At 45.3% G+C, this 15808-nt stretch carries 13 protein-coding genes; 7 read left to right on the top strand and 6 right to left on the bottom strand.

Translation table 11 applies throughout. The annotated features are described in order from the left end of the window. Window positions 1–77: 77 nt before the first annotated feature. Both AAEU32_RS13980 and ushA read left to right on the top strand, forming a co-directional pair. Window positions 78–257, top strand: coding sequence for a hypothetical protein (locus AAEU32_RS13980; protein ID WP_421971156.1), 180 nt, complete (start codon window positions 78–80; stop codon window positions 255–257). Window positions 258–323: 66 nt separating this feature from the next. After that, window positions 324–1946, top strand: coding sequence for a bifunctional UDP-sugar hydrolase/5'-nucleotidase UshA (ushA, locus tag AAEU32_RS13985; protein ID WP_421971157.1), 1623 nt, complete (start codon window positions 324–326; stop codon window positions 1944–1946). Here ushA and AAEU32_RS13990 read toward each other — a convergent pair. Both AAEU32_RS13990 and AAEU32_RS13995 read right to left on the bottom strand, forming a co-directional pair. Further along, window positions 1933–2922: a hypothetical protein gene (locus tag AAEU32_RS13990; protein ID WP_421971158.1), complete on the bottom strand. Its 990-nt coding sequence runs from the start codon at window positions 2920–2922 to the stop codon at window positions 1933–1935. The two genes, ushA and AAEU32_RS13990, sit on opposite strands and share 14 nt — an antisense overlap. Next, window positions 2919–3803 carry a type 2 periplasmic-binding domain-containing protein gene (locus AAEU32_RS13995; RefSeq protein ID WP_421971159.1) on the bottom strand — a complete coding sequence of 295 codons (885 nt, stop codon included), beginning with the start codon at window positions 3801–3803 and terminating at the stop codon, window positions 2919–2921. Before AAEU32_RS13995 ends, AAEU32_RS13990 begins: the two co-directional genes overlap by 4 nt. Before the next feature lie 218 nt (window positions 3804–4021). Between AAEU32_RS13995 and AAEU32_RS14000 the strand changes: the two genes are divergently transcribed. Beyond that, the gene (locus AAEU32_RS14000; protein WP_421971160.1) at window positions 4022–4870 is read left to right on the top strand and encodes a S1/P1 nuclease; all 849 of its coding nucleotides are present in this window, start codon (window positions 4022–4024) and stop codon (window positions 4868–4870) included. A 68-nt stretch (window positions 4871–4938) separates the two neighbouring features. Beyond that, entirely contained in the window at window positions 4939–8058 is a 3120-nt protein-coding gene (locus AAEU32_RS14005; protein WP_421971161.1) for a TonB-dependent receptor, read from the top strand. 43 nt (window positions 8059–8101) lie between these two features. On the opposite strand, the gene AAEU32_RS14010 is transcribed toward AAEU32_RS14005, so the two are convergent. Further along, a complete protein-coding gene (locus tag AAEU32_RS14010) occupies window positions 8102–8551 on the bottom strand; it encodes a MarR family winged helix-turn-helix transcriptional regulator (RefSeq protein ID WP_421971162.1) in 450 nt (149 codons plus the stop codon). 101 nt (window positions 8552–8652) lie between these two features. Here AAEU32_RS14010 and hmgA point away from each other — a divergent pair, with 101 nt between their 5' ends. Genes hmgA through AAEU32_RS14025 form a run of 3 tightly spaced genes read left to right on the top strand, consistent with a single transcriptional unit; the run spans window position 8653 to window position 10888 of the window. Beyond that, window positions 8653–9954 (top strand): homogentisate 1,2-dioxygenase, encoded by a 1302-nt coding sequence (gene hmgA / locus AAEU32_RS14015; protein ID WP_421971163.1) that lies wholly within the window; start codon window positions 8653–8655, stop codon window positions 9952–9954. Beyond that, complete coding sequence (gene maiA / locus AAEU32_RS14020; protein ID WP_421971164.1) at window positions 9954–10580, top strand: maleylacetoacetate isomerase; 627 nt, start codon at window positions 9954–9956, stop codon at window positions 10578–10580. Before hmgA ends, maiA begins: the two co-directional genes overlap by 1 nt. 8 nt (window positions 10581–10588) lie before the next feature. After that, window positions 10589–10888: a DUF1496 domain-containing protein gene (locus tag AAEU32_RS14025; RefSeq protein WP_421971165.1), complete on the top strand. Its 300-nt coding sequence runs from the start codon at window positions 10589–10591 to the stop codon at window positions 10886–10888. Window positions 10889–10906: 18 nt separating this feature from the next. Here the strand turns inward: AAEU32_RS14025 and AAEU32_RS14030 are convergent, their stop codons facing one another. The 3 genes from AAEU32_RS14030 to AAEU32_RS14040 all read right to left on the bottom strand — a co-directional run bounded on the left by AAEU32_RS14030 (window position 10907) and on the right by AAEU32_RS14040 (window position 15621). Continuing rightward, on the bottom strand, window positions 10907–12529 hold the full coding sequence (locus tag AAEU32_RS14030) for a diacylglycerol kinase family protein (RefSeq protein ID WP_421971166.1): 1623 nt from the start codon (window positions 12527–12529) through the stop codon (window positions 10907–10909). Between the two features lie 172 nt (window positions 12530–12701). Continuing rightward, window positions 12702–14453: a cyanophycinase gene (locus tag AAEU32_RS14035; RefSeq protein WP_421971167.1), complete on the bottom strand. Its 1752-nt coding sequence runs from the start codon at window positions 14451–14453 to the stop codon at window positions 12702–12704. Window positions 14454–14511: 58 nt separating this feature from the next. After that, window positions 14512–15621, bottom strand: coding sequence for an arginase family protein (locus AAEU32_RS14040; protein ID WP_421971168.1), 1110 nt, complete (start codon window positions 15619–15621; stop codon window positions 14512–14514). Window positions 15622–15808 lie beyond the last annotated feature (187 nt).

Raw genomic sequence — 15808 nt, forward strand, 5'->3', positions numbered from 1 at the left:
AAACATATCGGACTTATCAAACGCAGGATTCTTGCCTAAGATGGGCGCATGTTAGGGAAACGTTAGTAACAACACACATGAATAAAAATAACGTAATCTGCGATTTTGGCGTTCACAAAGGTGAACCTTACAAACAAGTCCCCGCTTCATTTTTAAACTGGATGGTGGGTATTAATCACAATAAAGCAGCCATCGCAAAAGAAGAATTACGCCGACGCGAGACTGCAGTTCAAGAACTCAGGTACAAAAATCAGTAAGAGATAATGAAATACTCACGAAACTGATTTAAGATCAGGCGCACTCATATACCTAATGGATACACTATGGTGCGCCTTCTTACTCTTACCTCCTTGCTCTTAGTCGGAGCATGCACATTTTCATCTCCTAGCCCTGAGCAATCAGTATCTCAACCTGACAGTCGATATTTAACTGTTTTGCACACCAACGATCATCACGGCCGCTTTTGGACGAATGACAAAGGTGAGTATGGCATGGCTGCACGCGCAACCTTATTGCGCACACTAAGGGAGCAAGCAGCGCAAAGAGGTGACGCGTTAGTGCTTCTATCTGGCGGTGATATTAATACCGGCATTCCTGAGTCTGACTTACAGCAGGCAGAGCCTGATTTTAAAGGTATGAGTTTACTGGGTTATGATGCCATGGCCATTGGTAATCACGAATTTGACAATCCATTAGCGGTACTCGACAAACAGCAAAAATGGGCCAACTTCCCTCTACTTAGCGCCAATATTAAGCATAAATCTAGTCATGAGTATGCCTATACACCTTATGTGCTGGTAGAAAAGAACAACATCAACATCGCGGTGCTTGGTCTGACGACCACAGACACCGCTAAAATTGCCAACCCAGAGTTCATTGGCGACCTCGAATTTATTAACCCGACCGATGCGACCACCGGCGTATTAAAAGAAATTAACAGCAAAAATCCAGATGTTATTATCGCCGTGACACACATGGGACATTACGCCGATGCAAAATTTGGAGTCAATGCGCCAGGTGATGTAACGCTCGCTCGTCAATTGCCCCTAGGAGCGATTGATATGATTATTGGCGGACACTCTCAAGAGCCTGTGTGCATGAGTGCCAGCAATGTAAACGATGCAAGCTACCACCCAGGGAAAACCTGCACACCCGATAACCAAAATGGCATTTGGATCATGCAAGCTCATGAGTGGGGAAAATACGTTGGCGAAGCCCGTTTCGAAATAAAAGGTGACGACGTTATCTTGCAAAGTTATACCTTACACCCAGTCAATTTACGTGATAAATCAGGACAATGGGTGGGAGATTATATTGAGCCTGACCAAAAAATGGTTGATTTCTTAAGCCCATATCAAGCAAAGGGGCAAAAGCAACTGAGTGTCACATTAGGCGTCACCAAAGAGCGACTTGAAGGGGATAGAAACAAAGTTCGCTTTATGCAAACCAATTTAGGCCAGCTCATCACCACTGCACAAAGCCAACACGTCAATGCTGACTTCGGTATTATTAGTGGAGGCGGTATTCGCGACTCCATCCCTGCCGGCGATATCAACTACAAGGATATTTTACGCGTACACCCGTTCAAAAACCGCATCGGGTACATTGACTTCAGTGGCACTGAGGCCCTTGCATTTATAAGCAAGATCACGCGATTCCCTGTTGATTCAGGGGCCTATACTCACATCAATAATGTCACACCCGTGTGTGATAATGCTCAGCTAGTCAATGTGTTAATAAATGGTCAACCACTTCAAGCTGACCAGACTTACCGCATGAGCATCAATAGCTATAACGCAGCTGGCGGCGATGGTTACCCACGTTTAAACAACGACCCGCGTTTTGTCGATACAGGCGATACTGATGCGGAAATATTGAGTGCCTATGTACGCAAAAATTCGCCAATACAAGGCATAAAAACGCCGCAGTCCCTTACTTGCCAATAATGGTAAAAGCGCTGTAATCGCGCACCCCGAGCCCATAGTGATGAACGCGAGAGCGAGAACCTTCACCATGGGCTTTAGGTGGAAAATAAGGCTCTTTTGATTCCATATCATTAGCAAAGCTCTCATCGAGCGCAGCGCGTATCTCACTTAAGGTCTTTTCTAGGCTGTTGCTGAAGTTTGGTCGTTTACGGATGGTATGACCGAGCTCGATTAAACGGGCAAAGTATTTATGCGCCAGTTGCAATAGCTCATCTGGCACATCTTTGTTTTGATTTAGCATTACTTGAGGATGTTCAACACTAAACTCGAGCAATGCCAAATAAAAACACAAAGGCTTATTTGCCAAGTTGACACGCTGGGAATGCTCCCCAAAACGAATACTTTTATCCACCAAGTCAATGATCAACTGCTTTGCCTCAATCTCGCTTTGTTGAGGCTGACTAAGCTCGGTGAGTTTGGTTTCCATGGCCCTAAACCACGGCCACATTAATAACGCCAATAACAGGGCTAACAAAATAGGTATGACACTGAGGCCCTTGCCAATTGGCATAGCCTGCAACGAGTAATACACTTTAATTGGCTCTGTACCCGGTTGATTGAGATAGATAAATCGCTCGGAATCAAACTTACCAGTGAGGCCTGTTTCGATTGCTTCAACGATAACAGGATAGTTATTACTCAACGCCAGTTCATTCAGATCAGCAATGTAAGTGCGAGTGCGACTATTATCTGCTGGCACTTCTAATAAAGGGTTGGCTAGGCCAATATATTGAGAGTCCAGTGCTATGCGTGTTTTAACCTGTGCCAACGCTAAGTTTTGTGTTCGCTGCCAACTGGCTGTCGCCCCCAAAAAGTAGGCCGTGAGGGAAGTTATAAGGGCACATACGCACAACAGGCTGATCGCGCGCCCTGCATGAAAGTGCTTTACGGGACCACGCTTTCTAAGCAAGGCAATGAGCATGCTGCGGACTCTCACAATGCCTCCTCAATAAATCGTGCGGCACTAACGTCATCACACTGCCAATAAGACTGCGCAGCGTTGAAGTATGCAGACGAGTCGGCCTTGGCTATCTCTAACAATGTTTTTTGTAATGCGCAGGCTAAATCTGGATTATCGGCGGCTTTTTTTAGATACCAATGGCTGCCACTAATATTATTGCCAATGGCAGTAATGTAGTTACGCGAGAAACGTTCAATATCACTTTGTTGCCAGTATGAAGCAATGACATCAACCTCTCCTCTGGCAAGTTTATCTCTAAGAGCCGAATGAGAGTTAGCAAAGGTAATATTGAGGTTATCCAAGTTAATATCTAAGTCTTTAAAAACTTGTTTTGGAATGATATGACCAGATCGGCTTGTGGGATAGTCAATTAAACCAATACGCTTATCGAGGAAGTACGCTTTATCAATGCGCGGTTTTTCGTGGCTACCGATGAAGTATGCAGTGTAGCTAGGGTAACCAATAATTGGGTAATAGCCGTACGTTTGTTTTGCGTCAAACGCATCAATGAGGTTGTCTTTTGCCAGTATTAAGGATGCGAGCCCTTTTCCCAAAAAGTTCACCTCATGTTGGGACGAACCGCCCCAAAATGCGATCACTTTTCCATATTGCTTAGAGACGATTGCATTCAAACACAAATTATCGGCAAGCTCTGTGGCTCTTTGTTGGCTTTGCATGAAGATTGACAGTTGCATCTGATTAGCGTCGCTTTGCGTGTTGCAACTGTAGGAAGTTTGCACAACGCTACCCAATGGCGGCAACTGCTTAGCGACATTAAAATCACCCAGCAGGTAACTTATCAAAGTCACTATTGCGATAGTTGTTAATACCAGCGCGCTGTCTCGCCAAGGTTTCATTGATTGCAAAGCGGTTTAACTGTACATCGATTTATGTTGCGGTTATTTCAACAGCTATTATTACTTATTGCAATAAGTAATTTTATCTATCAACAACAAACCATTGTTTTTTAAGAATTATTAATAAGTAATTATGAATGTCTTTAAATCCTTTTTTTTCACTTTAAAAACTCGGAAAATTTACTAGGACAAAGCAACTTTGCAACGTGATAACAACAATGGATTTACAGCATATTCGCGCTAACATTTCGGCATTTTTCTTTGCCGTACTGCTCGTCGTTGCCTGTTTAATAAACCAAGCATGGGCTTGGGGAGCAAACGGACATCGTATCGTCGCTGCGATCGCTGAACAAAATTTATCACCTCAGGCCAAAGCCAGACTGTATGAAATTTTAGGGACTCAAAGTCTCGCTCGAGTGAGCACATGGGCCGACGAAATGCGTTCTAACCCTGAGTATTTTTGGCAAAAGCAATCATCCCGTTGGCACTATATTAATATCGACTCCCAATCCGAATTTTCACGCTCTAAATTCCACGTTCATACAAACAAAAACGATATTAACAATGCACACAGCGCCATCCTCAGCGCAATTTCTGCTTTATCTGCCCCTGATACATCAATAGAAGACCAACGTTTTTACCTCAAGTTCTTAATCCACCTAATTGGTGACATCCACCAACCAATGCATGTAGGTCGCTCACAGGACCGCGGTGGAAATACAATTAAAGTGGAATTTTTCAATAACCCCACGAATTTGCATCGCCTTTGGGACAGTCAATTGCTAGAACAAGCACAACTTTCTTACTCAGAATATGCACAATTTTTATGCTGTGATAATCTAGAAAATACCCAATACAAGAACAAAGACAGTGTACAGCAGTGGTTATTGCAATCTCATAAGCTCGCTTCTTCAATCTATTCAAGCACTTCAGAGCAAATAGGCTACGCTTATGTGGACAAATATCAACGCATCATGGAGCAGCAGCTCGCGCTTGGCGGACATCGTCTCGCCGAGCTGTTGAACTATATATACCAAGGAACAGCGGGGACTCCGCTGCAAGAATAATTACTGGCACATAGATGTGCTGCAATAAATTTTGTTTAACAAATAAACTAAACACGGGAAACGACAACATGAAAATGCAACTTAGGAAAACGGCCATCTCTGTCGCTATCGCTGCGACTATGGGTGTATCCGCTGGTGCTTTCGCAAACGAGACGTCATCGTCAATCAAAGGTCAAATCACAGGTCCTAGTGGCAACCCTGCTGCTGGTACAGTGATCACCATCATCCACTTACCTACTGGGTCAACAAAAACAGCGGTAGTGAACGATGCAGGTTACTTCAGTGCAAAAGGCCTACGCGTAGGTGGTCCTTACAACGTAATCATTGACTCGGACAAATTCGAAGACCAACTGGTAGAGAACGTATCTCTTTCTCTTGGTAAAGAATATCCAGTGAACGTTCAACTACAAGCGAAAAGTGACATCGAGCAAATCGTTGTTACTGGCCGTACAATCAGTTCATTTTCAGGCGGCACGGGCCCTGCTTCTACCTTCACACAAGAAGACCTAGAAACTGCTCCTGCTATTAACCGCGACCTTAAAGACATCGTTCGTATCGACCCGCGTGTTTATATTGATGATAGCCGTGATGCAATTCACTGTGGTGGTGCAAACCCACGCTTTAACAGCTTAACGCTTGACGGCGTGCGCATGAACGACAACTTCGGTCTGAACTCAAACGGTTACCCTACCGTGCGTCAGCCGTTCTCATTCGATGCGATTGAGCAAGTTGCTGTTGAAATGGCACCGTTTGATGTTCAATACGGTGGTTTCACCGCGTGTAACATCAATGCCGTATCAAAGTCTGGTACCAACGAAATCCACGGTGGTCTTTTCTATGACTACACCAACGATTCAATGAAAGGTGACAGCATCGGCGATATCGATGGCAAAATCGATAACGGTGATTACACAGAAAAACGTTATGGCTTTAACGTTGGTCTTCCGCTAATCAAAGATAACCTATTCCTTTTCACGTCGTATGAAAAGTTAGAAGGTGTACAACAGTTTAACTATGGTCCTCTTGATAATGGTTCAATTTCACAAGCTGAAATCGACCGTATCCGTCAAATCACAAGCACTGTGTATGGCTATGACCTTGGTGGTACGCCAGGAAGCATGCCAGTTGAAGATGAAAAGCTACTTATTAAGTTAGACTGGAACATCAATGAAGATCACCGTGCTAACCTTGTATATAACTACAACGACGGTTTTGCATTATCACAGTCAGACGCTGATAACGATGAGCTAGCATTCTCAAGCCACTTCTATGAGCGTGGTGCTGAGTTCACATCAATTGTGGGTGCATTATACTCAGATTGGAATGACAGCTTCTCAACAGAAATTCGTGTTGGTAAGTCAGAACTAGACGCTCGTCAAAATGCACTTGATTCAGCAAGCAGCTTTGGTGAGTTCCAAATCAATGTTGGTGGTAACACCGTATACATTGGTCCTGATGATTCTCGCCACTCAAACGACCTAGATTGGGATAACTTCACGGTTAAGCTAGCGGGTACATATTACCTAGATCAGCACACTATCTCAGCGGGCTACGAATATGAAGACCTGAATGTATTCAACCTGTTTGTACAGCACACACAAGGTGAATTCCGTTTTGGTTCTATCGATGACTATGAGCAAGGTCTAGCATCACGCGTTTATTACAACAACGCAGCGGGTACCAACAACCCGAACGATTTAGCAGCGAGCTTCTCATACCAACTTCATACTTTCTATATCCAAGATGAGTATGCATTCTCTGATATCGACGCGACGTTAATGTTTGGTCTTCGTTACGACAAGTACACCAGTGACGATTACCCTAACTACAATGCTCAGTTTGCAAACCGATACGGTTTCTCTAACCAACAAAACCTAGACGGTATTGACCTTCTTCAACCACGCGTTGGCTTCAACTGGTTCGTAGATGAAGCGCTTGAAGTGCGCGCTGGCTTTGGTCTTTACTCAGGCGGTAACCCAAATGTGTGGGTATCAAATGCATACCAAAACGATGGTGTGACGCAAATCGGTCTTCAAGAGCGTGGCGTAAACCTATTTGATATTGCCTACACCAACGGTGGCACACCAGGTTATGAAATTCCACAAAGCATGTTTGACGAGATCCAAAATACACCAGCTGGTGAAGGTGATGCGGCTGTAAACGTGGTAGATCCTAACTTTGAAATTCCATCAGAGTGGAAGTATTCAATCGGTGCAACATACACGTTCGAAAATGACTATGTGTTAAACCTAGATGTACTTCATACTCAGAAAAAAGATTCAGCAATCATTCGTGATATCGCGTTACGTGAAAGCGGTGAAACAACCTTTGATGGTCGCCCTATCATTGAGAGCATCGAAGGCCGTAGTAACGAATACATGCTAACTAACGTAATGGGTAATGACGGTGTAGCCACTGTACTATCTGCAGCACTGAGCAAGAAGTTCGACAACGGCGTTGATTTCATGGTTGCGTACTCGTACACAGATAACGAAGACGTGAGCCCAATGACAAGCTCTGTAGCGGGTTCAAACTACGGTAACCTTGCAACAACTAACCCAGTTAACCCAGGTAAAGGGACGTCAGATTACGAAGTTCCACACCGCTTTGTATTCCAACTAGGTTATACGCACGACTTCTTCGACGGTTATTCAACGCGCTTTAACCTTCTAGGCCAAGCAAGCGATGGCTTACCGTACAGCTACACATATAGCCGTGCTGACAGCGAGTTTGGTGATTCAAACTGGAATGGCAGCCGCCAATTGCTATATGTTCCATTAGCAAACGATGCAAATGTCATTTACGACATGCCTGCTGATGAGCTTGCTGCATTTAATAACTTTATTGAAGAAGAGAACCTGACTCGTGGTGCTATTACAGCGCGTAACAGTGAAAGTGCAGAATGGTTCGTTAAGTTCGATCTGAAAATCTCGCAAGAACTGCCTGGCTTTATGGAAGGCCACAAAGGTGAAGCGTTCTTCGTAATTGACAACCTAACTAATCTTCTTAACGATGATTGGGGTACATACAAGAAAGGCTCATTCGTTGGTAACCGCATGGTAGACATGTACATCGACGATCAGGGCCGCTATGTATACACTGGCTTCAACGATGGTAACCAAGAGACATCTGTACAACGCGACGCTTCTCTTTGGGAAATGCGCGTAGGTGTACGCTACACATTCTAATGGTGTGAACAACCTATTTGAATAAACACGTCAAAGCCCATCCCTACTGATGGGCTTTTTTTATTTCCTCTGATTTACTTTCTAACTTTGACAAACATCGTATTAATAACGAAATTTCATCGTCGTTAAATTCCTCAAGTAACACTTTTTGCCAGTGCATTGCCACAGGCACTAAAGCATCAAATTGTTGTTTTCCTGTTGAGGTTAAACGCACCTGCTTGGCTCGCTTATCCGCGGCACACGGCTCAATTTTAAGCCACCCCATATTTTGTAGTTCGCTAATTGCTCTTGATGCCGTTGATTTATCAAGCATAGCCAAGTCACACAACTGCTTTGAGGTGAGCGTCGTATTCGCTTGCACGAGATGACAGACCACACGCCACTGGGGGTTCGTTAATTTATTCTGATACACATCAGCGAACGCCTCACTCACTTTCGCTCCAGTCAATGTCATTAAGTAAGGGATAAACGTCTCTAGGTTAAAAGTTGCCATAGCTTTACTTGTAAATAATCTCTTACAGCGGTGAACAAACACCATTTGAATTTACTCTCACATGAGAGTATCTTCTATCACAATACAATAGGAGCATCGCTATGAGCAACCAACAATTACAATATATGACTGGCTTTGGTAACGAATTTGAAACCGAAGCACTTGAAAATGCGCTACCTATCGGCCAATTTAGCCCACAAAAAGTAAATTACGGCCTATACGCTGAACAATTCTCTAGCACCGCATTCACCGCGCCACGTGCTGATAACCGCCGTACGTGGCTTTATCGTATTCGCCCTTCAGTAATACAAGGCGATTATGAGTTGATGGATAACGGCTTACTACGCACCGCTCCTATTACCGAAGTACCGACGCCGCCAACTATGCTGCGTTGGAACCCCGTTGCTATCCCAGAGCAAGCCACTGATTTTATTGACGGTCTTGTTACCATGGCTGCAAATGGCAGTGCCAACGGTCAATCTGGTATTGGTATTCACATTTACGTGGCCAACCAATCGATGCACGGGCGCTATTTTTATAACGCCGACGGTGAAATGCTGTTTGTACCGCAACAAGGTCGCCTGCGCTTAAAAACCGAATGCGGCGTTTTGGAGATTGAAGCGGGAGAAATTGCTGTTATTCCTCGTGGCATGAAGTTCAGCGTTGAACTCCCTGATGGCCCAGTTCGTGGTTATATCTGTGAAAACTACGGGAACCCTTACATTCTGCCAGAGCGTGGCCCTGTAGGTGCGAATGGTTACGCGAATGATCGCGATTTCCAATATCCAGTAGCCTGCTACGAAGACATCGAGGGCGACTTCGAGCTAGTAGCTAAATTCAGCGGTCAATTGTATCGTGCAGATATCAAACACTCACCACTGGACGTTGTTGCATGGACAGGTAACAGTGCGCCATACAAATATGATTTAGCGCGCTTTAACGTAATGAATACAGTGAGCTACGATCATCCAGATCCCTCTATTTTCACTGTCCTGACATCGCCATCAGGTACACCGGGGGTCGCTAACGTTGATTTCGTTATCTTCCCAGAGCGTTGGATGGTTGCCGAACATACTTTCCGCCCACCATACTATCACCGTAATATCATGAGTGAGTTTATGGGCCTTATCAAAGGTGTGTATGATGCAAAAGAAGCGGGCTTCGTGCCGGGTGGCTCAAGTTTGCATAACTGCATGTCACCTCATGGCCCAGAAGCTGATGTATTTGAAAAAGCCAGTAACGCCGAGCTTGAACCACAGCGTTATGAAAATACGCTAGCATTTATGTTTGAGTCACGTTACATCATTGCGCCAACCAAGTACGCATTGGAAGGGCAAGAGCGCCAAGGCAACTATCTAGATTGCTGGAATGGCATTAAGAAACACTTTAATGGACAAAAATAATGAAGTTATATAGCTATTTTCGCTCATCAGCAGCATACCGTGTGCGTATTGCGCTGAACCTAAAAGAGCTTGAGCATGACATTGTGCCGGTCAACCTATTAAAGTCAGAACAACAAGGTGATGATTACCTGCAAAAAAATGTTCAGGGCTTACTACCTGCACTGGAGACTGAAGAAGGCGTGCTGGGACAGTCTTTGGCTATCCTTGAATGGCTCGATGAAACAACGGATCACGCTCCTCTAATAAGTGGTAATGCGTGGCAAAAGGCACAGATCCGCAACCTTGCATACGCTATTGCTGTTGATATTCACCCACTTAATAATTTACGTGTGCTGAAGTATTTGACCAATGAACTACAGGTCACAGAGGAACAAAAAACAACGTGGTATCAAGATTGGATCACCACAGGGTTTGATAAAGTAGAGAAAATGCTCGGTGATGGACCATTTTGCTTCGGTGATACACCGACACTGGCAGATGTGTGCTTAATACCTCAGGTATATAATGCCCTGCGTTTTAAAACGCCAATGGAAAATTACCCGAAAATCATGGCAATCTATACCCATTGTAATACCCTTAAAGCATTTAGTGACGCTGCTCCAGAGCAGCAAATAGATGCACAATAAGGTATATAATGCGCAACAAAATGCTGCTTGGACTTGCTCTGCTAACTTCTTTGCAGGTCCATGCTAATAACAGCAATAAAAGCGAGCACTTAATTGTCGGCGTCAGTCCTGCAACAAGTGCTGCGCATCTGTGTTGGTATAACGAGCAGCGTTTCAGTGAAGGCGCTATCATAGAGATGCATAAAACTGCCAAAATCTGTGCCCTCAAGCACCCTAACCAAGCCAATGGCCCTCTAATGTGGCGTTCGCTCGATGCCAAAGGCCAGCCCATCTACCCCGAACTAAAAAGCAAAATCCAAGTACGCTAGGGCGTGTTGACCTAGGGTTTAATTAACACTAGGTACCATCACCTTGAGCGACATAGGTTGAATCTCGATATCTAGCTCATTGGCGTGGCGTATTTCACCATCAATCACATAGTCAATGCCATCTTCGCAACCAATGGTCACGTGTTTAGCATTGGTATGATGCACGTTCACATCAAGCTGGGTTTGGGTCACGCTATTGAATGCCAGCTCTGCTATGCTCAACACATTAACACTCGAGTCCTTCGCAGGTTCTAGCCAGTTAACATCTAATAAACCATCATCGTGCTCAGGTTGCCCTCGCCCTTGGGCGAGCAAGGTGAATGCAGGAGCTGCATTAGCGACAATCATACTGTTGGTATGAATTGTCTGTGGCGGCACTTCATCCATTTTGAGCACGTAATCTTTGGCTTTGTGTTCACTCAAGGCCTGCCAAAATCCCTGTAAATAGGCAAACTGACCGCTGTTATTTTTAGCTTCACGATGAGCGGATTCAATCATTTTGTGTTCAAAGCCAATGCCAACAAGCAGCAACACGAGTTCATCGTTACAACGTGCTGTATCTATCGCTTTAGCATCACCACTGATAAGTACATCCAGCGCTTTAGTCACACCAAATGCTTTGGTTTCTATTCCCATTAACACGTGCGCCAACGCGTTGGCAGTGCCAAGAGGTATAATCCCAAGAACCACCTCAGTGTCACAGGTGACCGATGCAACCTCGGCGATAGTGCCATCGCCACCGCAGGCGATAATCATATCGGGGTGCTCAGCCATGGCTTCGCGAGCCAATACTTTGCCGTCTTTATCTTCGCTGGTGACTTTAACAGACATGTCAAAATAGCCGTTAAGACGAGACATAATTTCGTGCTTTTTGTCATTCCACTGTTGGCGTCCAGACACGGGGTTAGCAATCAAGCATACGCGGTTGCGCACCACCAGCTCGCCTCGCTTGTGCATTTTCTTAAGGGCCTTTAATTGGAAGCGGTTTAAACTCGCCGTTTCTCGGGTTTCTTGGATACGATTAAGTATGTCTTCGACGTCGGCATTAGGGTCTTTCGCTAACAAATAAGCAGCCATCACCAACACCGAGCGCCCTCGCCCTAATGCGCAGTGAACCACAACATTGCGATTACGCTTACGGTGATGGTGGATCCAATTAATCGCTTGGCGTAATTGCGCGCGGTTGGGGGCAGCATGATCAAGAACGGGAATATTAAGATAGCTAATGTGCTCACCGAACACCGTCCAATCGAGGCCATCAAACTCACAGGTGGCATCTAATATAGCGGTGACGTTTTCATTTTTTAGGGTATCAACATCAGGCGGAAACAATCTACAGGCAAGAAATAAGCCGGGTTCAACCTCTTGAATTGGTGGCACTTTATCATTTTTTCTTTGCCATGCATTATAAAGCTGAGCACCCAATAAAAAGGGTATGAACGCCCAACGTATGTACCAGGGAATTGTACCATTTTGACGTTTTCTGAAAATGCGCCCCGCATTAGCGATATACGCTAAGGACACCAAAAACAACGACAGTGCACTCCAATAAAAGAACAGTGCAAAATAGGGTGATTTCATCATCACTGCTGCAGCACATAACACGACAGCAAGTACCAAGTATGCAATGGCGGCGTACATCTACCACTCCTTGTATGCGTTTATAATTATAATGCCCATCAACATGGTGTTGCGTTGAATCCCTGTGCACCTGCTTTTGCTGTTCAACGCGTTGATACAGCTCTATGCTTTAAGCTTAATACACTTTGGCCCGTTGTGTTATTTGCACATTAGCAAAAACACCCAGCAGTTTCTATTCACTGCGCAATGTGTAACTGACAATGAGGTCTTCAATCACACACGCATTGTTATTTGTGGATGTATTAAACATGGTTGTGGCCTCACTTGCCTCTAGCGTAAAGTCCCACATTTTTCCTTGCCAATACTGTTGCGCTAGCGCTTTGTCTGTATTCGTTAGGCACATAGCTTGAGTAAGGCTTCTCAGTTTGCCATCGTACAAAATGTCATTAAATCGTGTATTGGGCAGCGTTTGCCCTTTTGCACTCACGCTTGGCTCTTGCGGAGTTTTTGCAAGTAAGCGCCACTGGTTATCGGTGTATTGCAGTCTTACACCGGCAGGGTAGTAACTGTAGCTAAAGCGCTGAGTGTCCAACGGGGTGATTTTAACCACGCCAGATTTGCCAAGTACCGTGGCGATATTGCCGCGCTGTGAGGTAATAACAACCAAAGCGCTCGTTTCATCGACTCCATAACCCGAGCCCTGTCCCGTTTGGAGTAGTAAATTATGAAGACGCAAGGTGCGATTGCGTTCACTAAAATGTGTATCAAGTACGCCATCGCTAAAACTGCCAAGACCACCACTTTGCACATAACTCAACGCTTCGAATCCGGCTAATGCACTTGGCGCGCTTTCTTTTTTCTGTGCATGCTCAGTGCTCAGCAGGACAATCGCATCGCCGCTGGTGATCATTGGTACCGGACCATGGATGTTGTTGCCACCACTTTGCAGTGCTGTGCCCGCACTGGTACCCACGATCACAGGTGCTGTGCGTAATGCTTGCGTCCATGGGTAGGGCTGACCCTGTGAGTCAAATAATACTGTGAGCGCCCTACTTTGGTCCCCGCCATTAAATACCACAGCAGTCGCCGATGAAATGTGTGTTAAAAGCGCATCCACGCCCTGTTCGCACAGCGCCTGCTCTTGCGCCACTAAGTCAGGGTAAACACGCGCACGGTTGAATACTCCAGCGTTATTGCGAAACTCCTCTAAGCGCTCACAGTTACCAACACTGATAGCCTGCACCAGAGCTGGGGTCAGCGCGAGCCACTCGCTGTCGATATCGTCAAAACTAAATAACTGCTGATAATAATCGGCACTCGCATATGGGTCTCGACTTGACGCGGTGATACTCACCACCTTTGCTTTACCCGATTGCTCTTTAGCAGCGAGTCGCACTGCATTGGCTACAAATGACAAAATATCTCTAGTGGCGTCACTTGCGGTTAAATCGCGAAAAACCTGCTCTTTGCTGTGTTTAGTGCGCGTATCTGTGTGCGCTACTTGCAATGAATCAAGCACATAATCCTGAATTTCGATGTCAAGCAGTTGCGCCTTAGCATCTTGCGCAAACCATTTATCCACCAACGCTGAACGCGTTAACGCTTCGTTGCTTGGTATCGCCCTGAGCGCTGCTGCCAAGGCCTCTTTGTGCTGTGCAAATGCATCGGGCATTGCCCTTAACATGCGCTCAATAGCGTGTTCATCGAGTTGATATAGCGGTAAATGAGGCGCATTGAGCGAAGGTGGCTCAGAGCAAAACTCAGGTGTAGATGATGAGCAAACCTTGAGAGCCCCACCGATAAGCACCTGAGTTTGCGCCTGTGCAGCCGCCCCCCATAAAGCGCAAACCATCAGCATTATTTGCGGTATAAATCTAACCAAACTACACCCCTTATTATCACTTAACGCTCTTAGCGTGGTGTCGTAAACATGACTCAATGCACCGAGTGTACTTACGCTAGCGACTTCGGTTTTGTAAGTCAAAAAGTGTCGTAACTCGCGCAAAAAAAAGAGCGCCGAAGCGCTCTTGAGTCAATGATATTTACTTATTCATTGCCTCTAGTAGGAAAGCGGAAATTTTAGCGCCTTCTCGCAAGGTGGTCTCTGAACTGGACTTACCTTCAAGAGAGCTGTCGGTAAATGGTGCTATTTCCATCATGTCTGCACCAGTGATTGGGAACTCATCGCCCAGAGCTTTGAGTATAGCCAGTGCTTGTTCTGGGTTGAGGCCGTCGTCTTCTGGCGTACCCGTTGCCGATGCGAATTGTGCGTCAAGCGCATCAATATCGAAGCTCACGTATAATTCATCGACGCCATCAGCGCGTAGTTGTGCGAGCACCTCTTCGATCACCGCATCCGTGCCACGCTCATTAATCTCATGGGCCCAATGTTGCTTGACACCAAATGTGCCTTCCCAATGTGCTTTTGGTTTGCCACTTGAGCGAATACCAAATTGGATAAGATGCGATGGGTTTGGCAAATACTCTAGGATATGTGTACACCAAGAACCAAAACACAAATCGATGCCCAAACGCTCCACAAGTAAGTCCGTGTGCGCATCAAAGTGAATGATTGCGACCTTCTTACCTTGCTCACGCTTGGCTATTAGATAGGCCTTGGTTAATGGATAACTAATTGAGTGGTCACCACCGATACCAAAGATGCCTTTATCAGGGAAGTTAGCGTAAAAGTCTGTACATACGTCTTCAGTTATAGACAAAGGACTGACGTGGTATTCGCTGTTTTCATTAGCATACAGCGCCTTTTGGCAGTTGCTGATCGTGCCCTCATTCAGATACTTATCATGCAGCAAGTGTGGAATGACACGCACATCACCTAAATCGAATGACGTTGCTTGTGGCTGCTGCTCAACTAAGGTGCTGCGCAAGAATAACGGTCCCCAGTTTGCACCACGCAAAATACCGCCACCACAATCCGAGCTGATCCCCAGCATGACAGCTTTGTGCTCAGTTGTTTGCAAGCCATCTAAAGAATCCCGCCACACATTTTCAACATCTTCTGTTTGCCCATACAGTTTTTGATGAAGCGCAGCTTTGCGCTCTTTTGCCGTATTTACGGTAAACACACCATTTCCTGGTGGACATAAACAGTGTTCGATTTTATTGCGGAATTCTTGCCACTTCGCTGACATGCTATCTCCTCGATATTTATGCAGTTTTGCATCTTGCCCATGTTTTTTGATAGTCGCACTCGTACGTCGACCAGATACGGCTTTGCAAAGCGTAACAGATGGTCACGATTATAAATTAAGCCATTGATAAAAATAAACTTTTTAAATTTATCAATTAAACGAATGCGCTTGCATACTGGATCAATAT

This window comes from Pseudoalteromonas maris (genome assembly GCF_049257235.1).
Lineage (GTDB): Bacteria > Pseudomonadota > Gammaproteobacteria > Enterobacterales > Alteromonadaceae > Pseudoalteromonas.

Bases quoted from the DNA above. Each gene is read 5' to 3' on its own strand.
- AAEU32_RS13980 (WP_421971156.1), top strand. From the start codon at position 78: ATGAATAAAAATAACGTAATCTGCGATTTTGGCGTTCACAAAGGTGAA.
- ushA (WP_421971157.1), top strand. From the start codon at position 324: ATGGTGCGCCTTCTTACTCTTACCTCCTTGCTCTTAGTCGGAGCATGC.
- AAEU32_RS13995 (WP_421971159.1), bottom strand. From the start codon at position 3,803: ATGAAACCTTGGCGAGACAGCGCGCTGGTATTAACAACTATCGCAATA.
- AAEU32_RS14000 (WP_421971160.1), top strand. From the start codon at position 4,022: ATGGATTTACAGCATATTCGCGCTAACATTTCGGCATTTTTCTTTGCC.
- AAEU32_RS14005 (WP_421971161.1), top strand. From the start codon at position 4,939: ATGAAAATGCAACTTAGGAAAACGGCCATCTCTGTCGCTATCGCTGCG.
- AAEU32_RS14010 (WP_421971162.1), bottom strand. From the start codon at position 8,551: ATGGCAACTTTTAACCTAGAGACGTTTATCCCTTACTTAATGACATTG.
- hmgA (WP_421971163.1), top strand. From the start codon at position 8,653: ATGAGCAACCAACAATTACAATATATGACTGGCTTTGGTAACGAATTT.
- maiA (WP_421971164.1), top strand. From the start codon at position 9,954: ATGAAGTTATATAGCTATTTTCGCTCATCAGCAGCATACCGTGTGCGT.
- AAEU32_RS14025 (WP_421971165.1), top strand. From the start codon at position 10,589: ATGCGCAACAAAATGCTGCTTGGACTTGCTCTGCTAACTTCTTTGCAG.
- AAEU32_RS14030 (WP_421971166.1), bottom strand. From the start codon at position 12,529: ATGTACGCCGCCATTGCATACTTGGTACTTGCTGTCGTGTTATGTGCT.
- AAEU32_RS14040 (WP_421971168.1), bottom strand. From the start codon at position 15,621: ATGTCAGCGAAGTGGCAAGAATTCCGCAATAAAATCGAACACTGTTTA.